Source organism: Streptomyces sp. NPDC001514 (assembly GCF_053597075.1).
Map to the genome: position 1 here is coordinate 70,464 of NZ_JBSFHO010000004.1, position 13,052 is coordinate 83,515.

The following is a 13,052-nucleotide window of genomic DNA, read 5'->3' on the forward strand; positions in this document are numbered from 1 at the left end:
TGGCCCGGCGCGGCGCGGCCCGCCGCGGGGGCCCCGACCCGGGGCCGGCGGCGGGCGGGGGGGGCCGCCGGCGCGCGGGGCGACGGCGGGCTCGTGCGGCATGCCTCCATCATCCAAGGTGCGGGGCGCGTCGCACGCCCGCGCGTTTCCGCGCGGGCCCCTGGGGGCGCCCGGGACCGTGCGGTGGGCCCGCGTGTGCGTCCTCAGGCGGCGGACGGCCTTGATGGGTGCCCGGCACCGCCAGGCGGGCCGGTATGTCCGTCCTCAAACGCCGGACGGGCTCAATACGCGCCCCGCACCGCCGCGTAGGCCGGGGTGTCCGTCCTCAAACGGCGGACGGCCTTGATATGTGCCCAGTACCGCTGGCTGGGCCCGTGTCCGTCCTCGAACGCCGGACAGGCTGGGTATGGCGGCATGTCCGTCCTCGAACGCCAGACAGGCGGGAAAGGGCCCGCCCTGTCCTCAAACGCCGGACGGGCTCCCGAAGGAGCCCGTCGGCGAGTCACACCCCGAAATCCAGACCCGCTGGGTTCCCCCGCGCCCGCAGGGCGCAGGGGAACCGGGGCTCGGGAGTGCGGGGGCGAAGCCCCCTGCCTAGGCCTGCGGCAGGCCGGCCAGCTGGGCGCTGATGCGCTCGATGTCCTCCTCGGCCTTGGCGAGACGGCCGCGGATCTTGTCCACGACATTGTCCGGGGCCTTGGCGAGGAACGCCTCGTTGCCGAGCTTCGCCGTGGCCTGGGCCTTCTCCTTCTCCGCCGCCGCGAGGTCCTTCGCGAGGCGCTTGCGCTCCGCGGCGACGTCGATCGCGCCGGACAGGTCCAGCGCGACCTCTGCGCCCGCGACCGGCAGGGTCGCCGTCGCGTGGAAGGAATCGCCCTCCGGCTGGAGGCGCAGCAGCTGCCGGATGGCGCCCTCGTGCGGCGCCAGCGCGGTGCCGTCCAGGGTGAGGCGGGCCGGGACCTTCTGGCCCGGCTGCAGCCCCTGGTCCGAGCGGAACCGGCGGACCTCGGTGACGACCCGCTGGACCAGCTCGATCTCCTGCTCCGCGGCCTGGTCGCGGAAGCCGGAGTCGTTCGGCCAGTCGGCGATGACGACGGACTCGCCGCCCGTGAGGGTGGTCCACAGCGTCTCGGTGACGAAGGGGACGACCGGGTGGAGCAGGCGCAGCGTGACGTCGAGGACCTCGCCGAGGACGCGGGCGGAGGCCTTCGCGGGCTCGCCGCCGCCCATGAACGTGGTCTTGGACAGCTCGACGTACCAGTCGAAGACCTCGTCCCACGCGAAGTGGAAGAGCGTGTCGGACAGCTTCGCGAACTGGTAGTCCTCGTAGTACGCGTCGACCTCGGCGACCACCGAGTTCAGCCGCGACAGGATCCAGCGGTCGGTCGCCGACATCTGCTCGGGCGTGGGCATCGGGCCCTCGACCGTGGCGCCGTTCATCAGCGCGAAGCGGGTCGCGTTCCAGATCTTGTTGGCGAAGTTGCGGGAGCCCTGGACCCAGTCCTCGCCGATCGGGACGTCGACGCCCGGGTTGGCGCCGCGCGCCAGCGTGAAGCGCAGTGCGTCGGAGCCGTACTTGTCCATCCAGTCCAGCGGGTTGACCGCGTTGCCGAAGGACTTCGACATCTTCTTGCCGAACTGGTCGCGGACCATGCCGTGCAGGGCGATGGTGTGGAACGGCGGGGTGCCGTCCATCGCGTACAGACCGAACATCATCATCCGGGCGACCCAGAAGAAGAGGATGTCGTAGCCGGTGACCAGGACGGAGTTCGGATAGAACTTCGCGAGGCTCTCGGTCTGCTCCGGCCAGCCGAGCGTGGAGAACGGCCACAGCCCGGAGGAGAACCAGGTGTCGAGGACGTCGGTCTCCTGGGTCCAGCCCTCGCCGCTCGGCGGCTGCTCGTCCGGTCCGACGCAGACGATCTCGCCGTTCGGGCCGTACCAGACGGGGATGCGGTGGCCCCACCACAGCTGGCGCGAGATGCACCAGTCGTGGAGGTTGTCGACCCAGTCGAAGTACCGCCTCTCCATCTCCTGCGGGTGGATCTTGACCTTGCCGTCGCGGACCGCGTCACCCGCGGCCTGCGCCAGCGGGCCGACCTTGACCCACCACTGCATGGACAGCCGCGGCTCGATCGTGGTCTTGCAGCGCGAGCAGTGGCCGACCGAGTGGACGTACGGACGCTTCTCGGCGACGATCCGGCCCTCGGCGCGCAGGGCGCCGACGATGGTGCTGCGGGCCTCCAGCCGGTCCAGGCCCTGGAAGGGGCCGTGGGCGGTGATGATCGCGTGCTCGTCCATGACGGCGAGGCTCGGCAGGTTGTGCCGCTGGCCGATCTCGAAGTCGTTCGGGTCATGCGCGGGCGTGACCTTGACGGCACCGGTGCCGAACTCGGGGTCGACGTGCTCGTCGGCGACGACGGGGATACGGCGGCCGGTCAGCGGCAGCTCGATCTCCTTGCCGACCAGGTGCTTGTAGCGCTCGTCGTCCGGGTGGACCGCGACGGCCGTGTCGCCCAGCATCGTCTCGGCGCGGGTGGTGGCGACGACGATGGACTCATCGCCCTCGCCGTACCGGATGGAGACGAGCTCGCCGTCGTCGTCCTGGTACTCGACCTCGATGTCGGAGATGGCGGTCAGACAGCGCGGGCACCAGTTGATGATGCGCTCGGCGCGGTAGATGAGCTCATCGTCGTAGAGCTTCTTGAAGATGGTCTGGACGGCCTTGGACAGGCCCTCGTCCATCGTGAAGCGCTCACGCGACCAGGCGACACCGTCACCCAGACGCCTCATCTGTCCGGAGATCTGGCCGCCGGACTCGCCCTTCCACTGCCAGACGCGCTCGACGAACGCCTCGCGGCCCAGGTCGTGGCGGGACTTGCCCTCCTTGGCGAGCTCGCGCTCGACGACGTTCTGCGTGGCGATGCCGGCGTGGTCCATGCCGGGCTGCCACAGCGTCTCGTACCCCTGCATCCGCTTGCGGCGGGTGAGGGCGTCGATCAGCGTGTGCTCGAAGGCATGACCCAGGTGGAGGCTGCCCGTGACGTTCGGCGGCGGGATGACGATGGTGTACGGAGGCTTCTCGCTCTTCGCGTCGGCCTCGAAGTAACCGCGTTCTACCCAGCGCTCGTACAGCTTCCCCTCTACCTCGGCCGGCGCGTACTGGGTCGGCAGTTCGGGGTTGCTGGCTGGCTGCTGCTGAGTGTTCTCGGTCACGGGCCACAGTTTAGAGGTGTCACGGGCCCGTTCTGAAACGGGAATCTTCCGTAACGGTGTGTGCCCCGGTGCCCCGGGGCAGCGGCCCTTCCGCCAGGATGTTCGGAACGCATAAGCATCTGGAGGGGAACCCAGTAATGAGCTACAACCAGCCGGGCCCGTACGGCGGTCAGCCCCAGCAGCCCGGTCCGTACGGCCAGCCGGGCCCTTACGGCCAACAGCCGCAGGCGCCCCAGCCCGGCTACGGCTACCCGCAGCAGGCTCCCCAGCAGCCTGGCTACGGGTACCCCCAGCAGGCTCCCCAGGGCGTCCCGCCGCAGCAGCAGGGCTGGGGCCAGCCCCAGCAGCAGGCCCCCTACGGCCAGCCTCCCCAGCAGCCCCCGTACGGCGCGGGCCCCGGCGCGTACCCGCCCCCGCCGCCTGCCCAGGGCGGCGGCAAGAAGACGGGCCTGATCATCGGCGCGGTGGCCGTGGTGGTCGCGCTCGGTGTCGGTGCGTACTTCGTGTTCGGCGGCGGTGGCGGTGGCCTCTCCGACGACGGCCCGCACAAGCTGGCCACGCCCGCGAAGGTCCTCTCCGACTACAACCGGATGTCCAAGGACGGCGAATCCGGCAGCAAGGACGCCTCCGTCGTCAAGGACTTGGAGCAGAGCGGCATCAAGAACGGCACGTCCGTGCTGGGCTCGTACACGACCGCGGACATGAGCAAGTACGACCCGTCCGACCCCAGTTCGTTGCCCGACCTGACCACCGCCAAGGGAATCGTCTTCGTCGGCGCCTACGGCAGGATCGATGACCCCAAGAAGGCGCTGGACACGTTCTTCGCGCAGGTCAACAAGGACTCGTCCAGCAGCAAAGGCAACACGGGGAAGCTGGTCGGAGCGCCCGAGGAGGTCAGCCCTGACGGCTTCGACAACGGCATCATGAAGTGCCAGGCCGCCGAGGGAAAGAACCCGCAGACCAAGCAGCCCAAGACCGACTGGTTCTGTGCCTGGGCGGACTACAGCACGATCGCGATGGTCTCGCCCGGCGATGCCACCAAGGGCATGGACAAGGACACGGCGATCAAGCTCACCGTCGACCTCCGCAAGGAGATCCGCGTCAAGGCGTGACGCCCAACGCAGAGGGGCGCCCGGCCGGTTGACGTAACCGGCCGGGCGCCCCTCTCGTATGTGCGGTCGAGCGCTACGCGCTCTTCTCGTGCCGTCCGTCGTTCTTCACGATCCTCGGCACCAGCGTCGGGTTCACGTTGTTGTGGACCACGTCCGCCGTGATGACGACGCGGGCCACGTCCTTGCGCGAGGGCACCTCGTACATCACGGACATGAGGACTTCCTCCATGATGGCGCGCAGTCCGCGCGCGCCCGTGCCTCGGAGGATCGCCTGGTCGGCGATGGCCTCGAGGGCCGGGCGGTCGAAGTCCAGCTCGACGCCGTCGAGTTCGAACAACCGCTGGTACTGCTTGACCAGGGCGTTGCGCGGCTCGACAAGGATCTTGAGGAGCGCCTCGCGGTCGAGGTTGTGGACCGACGTGATCACCGGGAGGCGGCCGATGAACTCGGGGATCATGCCGAACTTCACCAGGTCCTCGGGCATGACCTCCCGGAACTGGTCGCTCGCCTCGATCTCCCGCTTGGAGCGGATCGTGGCGCCGAAACCGATGCCCTTGGCTCCCGCGCGCGACTCGATGATCTTCTCCAGGCCGGCGAAGGCACCGCCCACGATGAAGAGCACGTTGGTCGTGTCGATCTGGATGAATTCCTGGTGGGGGTGCTTCCGGCCACCCTGCGGGGGCACGGAGGCAGTGGTGCCCTCGAGGATCTTCAGCAGCGCCTGCTGAACGCCCTCGCCGCTCACATCCCGTGTGATCGACGGGTTTTCGCTCTTGCGGGCGACCTTGTCGATCTCGTCGATGTAGATGATCCCGGTCTCGGCCTTCTTGACGTCGTAGTCGGCGGCCTGGATCAGCTTGAGGAGGATGTTCTCGACGTCCTCGCCGACATAGCCCGCCTCCGTCAGCGCCGTCGCGTCGGCGATGGCGAACGGGACGTTGAGCATACGGGCCAGGGTCTGGGCCAGGAGCGTCTTGCCGGAGCCGGTGGGGCCGAGCAGCAGGATGTTGGACTTGGCGAGTTCGATCGCGTCGTCGCGGCCCTGCCCGCCGCCGTTCTCGCCGGCCTGGACGCGCTTGTAGTGGTTGTACACCGCGACCGAGAGCGCCTTCTTCGCGGGCTCCTGCCCGACGACGTACCCCTCGAGGAACTCGTAGATCTCGCGCGGCTTGGGGAGTTCCTCCCACCGCACCTCGGAGGTCTCGGCGAGCTCCTCCTCGATGATCTCGTTGCAGAGGTCGATGCACTCGTCGCAGATGTACACCCCGGGGCCTGCGATGAGCTTCTTCACCTGCTTCTGGCTCTTTCCGCAGAACGAGCACTTGAGCAGGTCGCCGCCATCACCGATGCGTGCCACGAGGTGCTTCCCCTTCGCCTGGGAGCGCTTGGTTCAGCGGCTCCTGGTGCCTCATATCCGACGGTACCTTGCCGGGCCCCTCGTTCGGGCCCCCCTTGGCGCGGTTCACATTGACGTGTACCGCGCCAAGGGAAGGTCGGGCGTCAGGCGGCCGCTGCGGCCGTGCTCTTGCGGGTCGACACGATCTGGTCGACCAGGCCGTACGCGAGGGCGTCCTCGGCGGTAAGGATCTTGTCCCGCTCGATGTCCTCGCGGATCTTCTCGATCGGCTGCGAGGAGTGCTTGGCCAGCATCTCCTCGAGCTGCTCACGCATGCGCAGGATCTCGTTGGCCGCGATCTCCAGGTCGGAGAGCTGCTCCCGGCCGGTCTGCGAGGACGGCTGGTGGATCAGCACGCGGGCGTGCGGCAGGGCCATCCGCTTGCCGGGGGTGCCCGCGGCGAGCAGGACGGCGGCGGCGGAGGCCGCCTGGCCCATGCAGACCGTCTGGATGTCCGGCTTCACGAACTGCATCGTGTCGTAGATGGCGGTCAGCGCGGTGAAGGAGCCACCGGGGCTGTTGATGTAGATCGAGATGTCGCGGTCCGGGTCCATCGACTCCAGGCACAGCAGCTGCGCCATGACGTCGTTGGCGGAGGCGTCGTCGATCTGGACGCCGAGGAAGATCACGCGCTCCTCGAAGAGCTTCGCGTACGGGTCGTACTCGCGCACGCCCTGCGAGGTGCGCTCGACGAAGCGGGGGACCACATAGCGGTTGTCCACCTGCGGGCCCGTGTACAGGCCGCTCGCGGAGAGATTGTTCTGCATGTGCATGTCGGTGTTCACCATCCTGGTGGCGTTCGGCGGGCTGAGGGTCCGGTCGGGCGGGGGCGGGGCTCAGGCCCCGGTGCCGCCACCGCCTGGAACGCCCGAGGCGAGGGAGATGATCTCGTCGATGAGCCCGTAGTCCTTGGCTTCCTCGGCGGTGAACCAGCGGTCGCGGTCGCCGTCGCGGATGATCGTCTCGACGGTCTGGCCGGAGTGGTGGGCGGTGATCTCCGCCATGCGCTTCTTGGTGCGGAGCAGGTACTCGGCCTGGATCTTGATGTCCGATGCGGTACCGCCGATCCCGGCGGAGCCCTGGTGCATCAGGATGTCGGTGTGCGGGAGCGCGAAGCGCTTGCCCGCGGAGCCGCCGGTGAGCAGGAACTGGCCCATGGAGGCGGCCATGCCCATGCCGATGGTGACGACGTCGTTCGGGATGTACTGCATGGTGTCGTAGATCGCCATGCCGGCCGTCACCGAGCCACCGGGGCTGTTGATGTAGAGGTAGACGTCCTTCTCGGGGTCTGCGGCCAGGAGAAGGAGCTGCGCCGTGATCTTGTTGGCGATGTCGTCGTCGACCTGCTGGCCCAGGAAGATGATGCGCTCGCCGAGCAGCCGGCTGTAGACCTGGTCGCCGAGGCCTCCACCGATCGACGGCTCACCGGCGGCGTTAGGCATCAGATTCGTCACGTAATCCACCTGCTCGTCTCTGACGGCTGCGGCCGTCTCAGCGTCTTCGTACTAACGGGGGCCGGAAGATCCCCGGGGCGGGTAGTCCCCTGCCCTCGTATTCATGGACCCTAACGCGCTGGTGGACGGGCGCCATCCCGCTTCCCGAACTGTTCGCTGGGAGCGCAAGGTGCGGGGGCGCGCGAGTGTCGCGTACGCCGACGTCAGCGCTCCGCGTACGTCCACGTGCGGGCTCCGCGGAGATCCGGCCGGGCCGGTGCGCCCGGCCGTGGTACGGCGCCGTGGTACGGCGACGGGCCCGGGCGCGCACAGGGCGCGGCCGGGCCCGTCGTACGGGATTCAGCGCGAGGCTCAGGCCTCGGTCTTGTCCTCGTCGTCCTTCGCGGCGGCCTCGGCGTCGGCGTCACCGGTGGCCGCGGCGGCGACCTCGGTGGCCTCCTCGACCTCGTCCTCGTCGCTCAGGTCGATGACCTCACCGTTGGTGTCGGTGACCGTCGCGGCCTCGACGACCACGGCGAGCGCCTTGCCGCGGGCGACCTCGCCGACGAGCATCGGCACCTGGCCGCCCTCGACGACCGCCTGGGCGAACTGGTCGGGGGACATGCCGGAGGAGGCGGCGCGGCGCATGAGGTGCTCGGTGAGCTCCTCCTGGCTGACGTTCAGCTTCTCCTTGGAGACCAGCTCGTCGAGGACGAACTGGGTCTTGATGCCCTTGACCGCCTGCTCCTTGGTCTCGGCGTCGAACTCTTCCTCGGTCTTGCCCTGGATCTCCAGGTACTTGGCGAGGTCGAGGCCCATCTGGCCGAGCTGGTGGTGCTGCAGGTTGTGCTTGCGGGTGTTGATCTCGTCCTCGAGGAGCTTCTCGGGGATCGGGACCTCGACCAGCTCCAGGAGCTTGTCCAGGACGCGCTCCTGGGCCTGGGTGGCCTGGTCGTACTCCTTCATGTTCCCGAGGCGCTTGCGGCTGTCGGCCTTCAGCTCCTCGAGGGTGTCGAACTCGCTCGCCATCTGCGCGAACTCGTCGTCGAGCTCGGGGAGCTCACGGGCGGCGACCTGGGTGACCTTGACGGTGACCTCGGCGTCCTTGCCCTCGGCGGAGCCGCCCTTCAGCTGGGAGGTGAAGGTGGCCTCGCCGCCGGCCTCCAGGCCGGTGACGGCCTCGTCGATGCCCTCGAGGAGCTCGCCGGAGCCGATCGTGTACTGCACGCCGTTGGCGACGCCGTCCGCGAGGACCTCGCCGTCGACCTTGGCCTCGAGGTCGATCGTCACGACGTCGCCCTCGGCGGCGGCGCGCTCGACCGGGGAGGTGGAGGCGAAGCGGGTGCGCAGCTGCTCCACCGACTTCTCGACGTCCTCGTCGGTGACCTCGATCGCGTCGACCTCGACCGAGATGCCGGAGTAGTCCGGGATCTCGATGGTCGGGCGGACGTCCACCTCGGCGGTGAAGGCCAGCGTCTCGCCGTCCTTCAGCTCCGTGATGTCGACGTCGGGCTGGCCGAGGACGTTGACCTCGGCCTCGTTGACGGCCTGCGTGTAGAACTTCGGGAGGGCGTCGTTGACGGCCTCCTCCAGCACCGCACCGCGGCCGAACCGCTGGTCGATGACCCGGGCCGGGATCTTGCCCTTGCGGAAGCCCTTGACCGTGACCTGCTGGTTGATCTTCTTGTACGCCGCGTCGAGGCTGTCCTTGAGCTCCTCGAAGGGCACCTCGACAGTGAGCCGAACCCGGGTCGGGTTCAGGGTCTCCACGGCGCTCTTCACGGTTCGGTCTCCTTGGTGGGCTGAATTCTGGGGTTCTGCTGTGGTCGCTGCGGCGTGATGTCCGGCGGCGGCTCAGCGGATCGGGCCCGGCTCTTCAGAGACTCGTCAGACACACGGGCACACAGCTTGCATAGTAACCGCAAGCGGGATGAGCCCCACAACGTGATCTTGCCTGGCGATCAGGACTGATGGTCGGGGTGGCGGGATTTGAACCCACGGCCTTCCGCTCCCAAAGCGGACGCGCTACCAAGCTGCGCCACACCCCGTCGGTGCGACACGTAGGGTACATGCCCGCAGCCAGTGCTCCTGCCCCTTTGTTTCGTACGAACGCGCTGCGTACGGAATGGGGTGTGCGGCGACCGGCAGGGACCCGCTACGATGCTCTTCGTGCCGCGGCCTTGATGACCTGCGGCGCGCGCCTCGCGGGCGTAGCTCAATGGTAGAGCCCTAGTCTTCCAAACTAGCTACGCGGGTTCGATTCCCGTCGCCCGCTCCATACGGCTCAGGGCCGGGTCGGAAGGATCACCTTCCGACCCGGCCCTGAGCCGTTTGTCGTTCTGCAGCGCGCGTCACGTCAGAATTTGATCGCGTTGATCGAATCGGCCAGCGAGTTCAGAAAGTTGTTGATCGACGGCGCCATACCGGTCGACGCGAGGAAGAAGCCGAAGAGCGCCGCGACTATCGCGGGTCCGGCCTTGATCGAGCCGCCGCGGACCATCACCACGAGGATGATCGCCAACAGCAGCACCACAGACAGCGAAATGGCCACAACTGATCACACCCTCGGTCGGTCCCACCTTGCCCGCCCGGGGGCATGCGGCCCGGCACACCCCCGTTACCTCCATCGTGCCACCAACCCCACCGTGACGGCTGCCGGCTGACACATCGTCGGCGAATGGATCACGTCACATGCGGCGGGCCGGCGCGCCGGGCGAGGCCCGGCCGTCGCTTCGACGTCTACCCGTCGGCGCGAAATTCACACAGCCCGGTCACAGGAAATTCAAGCAATATCGGTGAGGAAATTCACCCAGCCATTCGGCGTGTTGATTTGCACTGTTTAAGCGGGATTAATTGGGGCATATCGGGCGTTTGGTGGTAGTTTCAGTGGCGAATGGACGGACCCTTGAGCGGGGTTTTACGTAATCGATTCGGCGGGGCTAGGGTGCCTCGAATGTTCCACGCTCCGAATGGATTGCAGAGGGACCGACTCCCCGAGGCCTCCCGGGAGCCGGAGCCCGTCCCGACGACGGTGACGGCGACGGCGGGACCGGCGTCGACCGAGCCGGCCGCACAACCGGCGGAACCTGCCGCGGCGCCGCGGTCCGGGAAACGCGATCCCTACTTCGACAACGCCAAGTACCTGGCCATCGTGCTGGTGGCGGTGGCGCACGCGTGGGAGCCGGTGATGGAGGGCAGTCGCGCCACACGAGCGCTGTACATGCTCGTCTACACCTTCCACATGCCGGCGTTCATCATCGTCTCCGGCTACTTCTCGCGGAGCTTCGACGCCCGGCCCGGTCAGCTGAAGCGGCTGGTGAGCGGCGTGGCGGTGCCGTACCTCGTCTTCGAGGCGGCGTACACGCTCTTCCGGCGCGTGGTCGCCGACGATCCCGGTCAGCCGTTCAGCATGACCGATCCGATGTACCTCACCTGGTTCCTGATCGCGCTCTTCGTCTGGCGGCTCTCGGCGCCTCTGTGGCGCTCGATCCGGTACCCGCTGCCCGTCGCACTGGTCATCGCTGCGTTCGGCTCGCTCACCCCGGGCATCGGGCAGGACCTCGATCTCCAGCGGATCCTGCAGTTCCTGCCGTTCTTCGTGCTCGGCCTCTCGCTGAAGCCGGAGCACTTCCAGATGGTCAGGCGCCGGGAGGTGCGGCTGCTGGCGCTACCCGTGGTCGCGGCCGCGGCGGCCTTCACGTACTGGGTGGCGCCGCATCTGCGGATGGGCTGGTTCTACCGCTCGACCAGCGCCGAGGAACTGGACGCGCCCTGGTGGGCGGCGCCCGTCATGACCGTCGGCCTCTTCGGCTGCGCCCTGCTGCTGACGGCGGCCTTCCTCGCCTGGGTGCCGCGCCGCAGGACCTGGTTCACGGTGCTGGGCGCGGGAACCATCTGCGGCTATCTGCTGCACGGGTTCCTGGTGAAGGGCATGGACTATCTGGGCCTGGTGGCGCGGCACCCCTGGCTGACCGAGCCCGCCGGTGAGATCGCGCTGACGGTGGCGATGGCTGTGGCGGTGACGGTGTTCTGCACGCCGCCGGTGCGGCGTGCGCTGCGGTTCGCGACGGAGCCGGAGATGTCCTGGGCGTTCCGGCAGGACGTCAGCCGGCTGTCAGGCCCAGCAGCCGGCGCACCGTCGCGTACTTCTCGCTGAGACGGACCCGGGTCGGCTCGTCCAGGACGGCGAGGCGGGCCGGGTCCGCGTTGTGGGCGAGATCGGACTCCTTGACGAGGAGAGCACCGGGAGTGGCGAGGATGCGGCGGGTGTAGTCGGGGAGGTCCTCCCCCTTGCGCTTGGTCAGCGCGAGGACCATCTCCTTGACGGACTGCGGGAGTTCGGCGGAGTCCAGCCAGTCGCGGGAGAGGGCGTCGTCCTCGATGGCGTCGTGCAGCCACGCGGCCGCGATCTGCTCCTCGCTGCCGCCCCGGGCACGGACGCCGTCGGCGACGGCCCGCAGATGCTCGGTGTACGGGCGGCCTGCCTTGTCCGTCTGCGTCGCGTGGGCCTTGCGGGCGATGGCCTCGACCTCGGTCAGGGTGAGATGGGGCATGGGGGGACTGTACGGGGCGGTGCGGCGGCGCTGCGCGGAGCTTTCCCCTAACCGCCCCTTCCCGCTGTGCCGATGTACGGCTCCGCCACGGGGGGTCCGCCCCGGACCCCGGGGGGAGGTGACCGGTACCGCCCGGTCGGCCCGCGTGTCCGTCCTCGAACGCCGGACGGGCTGGAAACGGGGCGGAGCCCCTAAAACTCGCGGCGGAGCAGCAGGAGGGCGCGGTCGTCGTTGACGTCCTTGGCGACCGCCTCGATGAGGTGCCAGGCCGCGCCCTCGAAGCCCGTCGCGACATAGCGGTCCGCCTCGCCGGTGAGGCGGTCCATGCCCTCGGCGATCTCGCGGTCGGACGCCTCCACCAGGCCGTCCGTGAAAAGCATCAGCACATCGCCCGGCCGCAGGGTCCCCTTGACCGGGTCGAACTGGGCGCCGTCGTACACGCCGAGCAGTGGGCCCTCCGCGGACTTCTCCTCCCAGCGGCCCGAGCCCGCGTGGAGCTGGAGGGCGGGAAGGTGGCCGGCGGAGAGGAGTTCGTAGTCGCCGGAGTCCAGGTCGAGGACGAGATGGACAGAAGTCGCGAAGCCCTCGTCCCAGTCCTGGCGCAGCAGATAGCCGTTGGCGGCGGGCAGGAAGGCGTGCGGCGGGAGTGAGCCGAGGAGTCCGCCGAAGGCGCCGGACAGCAGCAGGGCACGCGATCCCGCGTCCATGCCCTTGCCGGAGACGTCCGTCAGGACGACTTCGAGCGTGCGGCCGTCGTTCGTCCGGGCCGCGACCACGAAGTCGCCGGAGAAGGACTGCCCGCCGGCCGGGCGCAGTGCCATCTCGCGGTGCCAGCCCCTGGGCAGCCGTGGCAGCGCGCTCTGCACCCGGATGCGTTCGCGCAGGTCGAAGAGCATCGTGCCGCCGCGCCGCCAGGGCACGCCGACCCGGGCCCTGAACTGGGCGATGAGCAGCCCGAAGAATCCGCAGGCGGCCACGACGAGGACCGTTCCGGGGGTGACCCGCGCCGGGCCCTCCATGTACGGACCGAGCACCAGCGACTCGACGATGAGCGCGCCTGCCGCCGTCGCGTACAGCCCGAGGAGGCTGGCGGGCCGCAGCAGCAGACCGCCCGCGACGATCGGGAGGACGAGTGCCGCCGGCGAGAACCAGACGGGCAGCGCGATCGTGCCGCACGCGATCGCCGGGATGGTCAGCAGCAGTCCGGCCAGCGCGATCCAGTCGGAGCCGTCGCCGCGGAAGTAGTCGACGCCGGATTTGCGCAGCGCGGTGCGGGCCCGGCGTACGGACTTCCGCAGCCGGGCCGTGAGCGAGTCTGCTGCGCCACGTGCCATCGTCGTGG

10 protein-coding genes and 2 tRNA genes are annotated in these 13,052 nt (G+C 69.0%); 3 read left to right on the forward strand and 9 right to left on the reverse strand.

Translation table 11 applies throughout. The features are described from left to right. Positions 1–594: 594 nt before the first annotated feature. Entirely contained in the window at positions 595–3,216 is a 2,622-nt protein-coding gene (locus tag ACWCXB_RS06465; protein ID WP_450719643.1) for a valine--tRNA ligase, read from the reverse strand. 137 nt (positions 3,217–3,353) lie between these two features. Between ACWCXB_RS06465 and ACWCXB_RS06470 the strand changes: the two genes are divergently transcribed. Then, a complete protein-coding gene (locus ACWCXB_RS06470; RefSeq protein WP_450719645.1) occupies positions 3,354–4,328 on the forward strand; it encodes a hypothetical protein in 975 nt (324 codons plus the stop codon). A 73-nt stretch (positions 4,329–4,401) separates the two neighbouring features. Here the strand turns inward: ACWCXB_RS06470 and clpX are convergent, their stop codons facing one another. From clpX to ACWCXB_RS06495, 5 genes are all read right to left on the reverse strand, one after another. Then, positions 4,402–5,685, reverse strand: coding sequence for an ATP-dependent Clp protease ATP-binding subunit ClpX (gene clpX / locus ACWCXB_RS06475; RefSeq protein ID WP_450719647.1), 1,284 nt, complete (start codon positions 5,683–5,685; stop codon positions 4,402–4,404). A gap of 143 nt (positions 5,686–5,828) precedes the next feature. Beyond that, the gene (locus ACWCXB_RS06480) at positions 5,829–6,512 is read right to left on the reverse strand and encodes an ATP-dependent Clp protease proteolytic subunit (RefSeq protein WP_450719649.1); all 684 of its coding nucleotides are present in this window, start codon (positions 6,510–6,512) and stop codon (positions 5,829–5,831) included. A gap of 48 nt (positions 6,513–6,560) precedes the next feature. Next, on the reverse strand, positions 6,561–7,166 hold the full coding sequence (locus ACWCXB_RS06485) for an ATP-dependent Clp protease proteolytic subunit (RefSeq protein ID WP_450720068.1): 606 nt from the start codon (positions 7,164–7,166) through the stop codon (positions 6,561–6,563). Positions 7,167–7,529: 363 nt separating this feature from the next. Beyond that, positions 7,530–8,939 (reverse strand): trigger factor, encoded by a 1,410-nt coding sequence (gene tig, locus ACWCXB_RS06490; protein WP_450719651.1) that lies wholly within the window; start codon positions 8,937–8,939, stop codon positions 7,530–7,532. A gap of 189 nt (positions 8,940–9,128) precedes the next feature. Next, positions 9,129–9,205, reverse strand: a tRNA-Pro gene (locus ACWCXB_RS06495). Between the two features lie 156 nt (positions 9,206–9,361). Here ACWCXB_RS06495 and ACWCXB_RS06500 point away from each other — a divergent pair. Beyond that, positions 9,362–9,435: transfer RNA gene (locus ACWCXB_RS06500), tRNA-Gly, on the forward strand. 78 nt (positions 9,436–9,513) lie between these two features. On the opposite strand, the gene ACWCXB_RS06505 is transcribed toward ACWCXB_RS06500, so the two are convergent. After that, positions 9,514–9,708, reverse strand: coding sequence for a hypothetical protein (locus tag ACWCXB_RS06505; RefSeq protein ID WP_450719653.1), 195 nt, complete (start codon positions 9,706–9,708; stop codon positions 9,514–9,516). Positions 9,709–10,110: 402 nt separating this feature from the next. On the opposite strand from ACWCXB_RS06505, the gene ACWCXB_RS06510 reads away from it, so the two are divergent. Further along, on the forward strand, positions 10,111–11,313 hold the full coding sequence (locus tag ACWCXB_RS06510) for an acyltransferase family protein (RefSeq protein ID WP_450719655.1): 1,203 nt from the start codon (positions 10,111–10,113) through the stop codon (positions 11,311–11,313). Here ACWCXB_RS06510 and ACWCXB_RS06515 read toward each other — a convergent pair. Together ACWCXB_RS06515 and ACWCXB_RS06520 are read right to left on the reverse strand one after the other, a co-directional pair. After that, positions 11,261–11,710 (reverse strand): HD domain-containing protein, encoded by a 450-nt coding sequence (locus tag ACWCXB_RS06515; protein WP_450719657.1) that lies wholly within the window; start codon positions 11,708–11,710, stop codon positions 11,261–11,263. The two genes, ACWCXB_RS06510 and ACWCXB_RS06515, sit on opposite strands and share 53 nt — an antisense overlap. A gap of 191 nt (positions 11,711–11,901) precedes the next feature. After that, the gene (locus tag ACWCXB_RS06520) at positions 11,902–13,044 is read right to left on the reverse strand and encodes a PP2C family protein-serine/threonine phosphatase (protein ID WP_450719659.1); all 1,143 of its coding nucleotides are present in this window, start codon (positions 13,042–13,044) and stop codon (positions 11,902–11,904) included. Positions 13,045–13,052 lie beyond the last annotated feature (8 nt).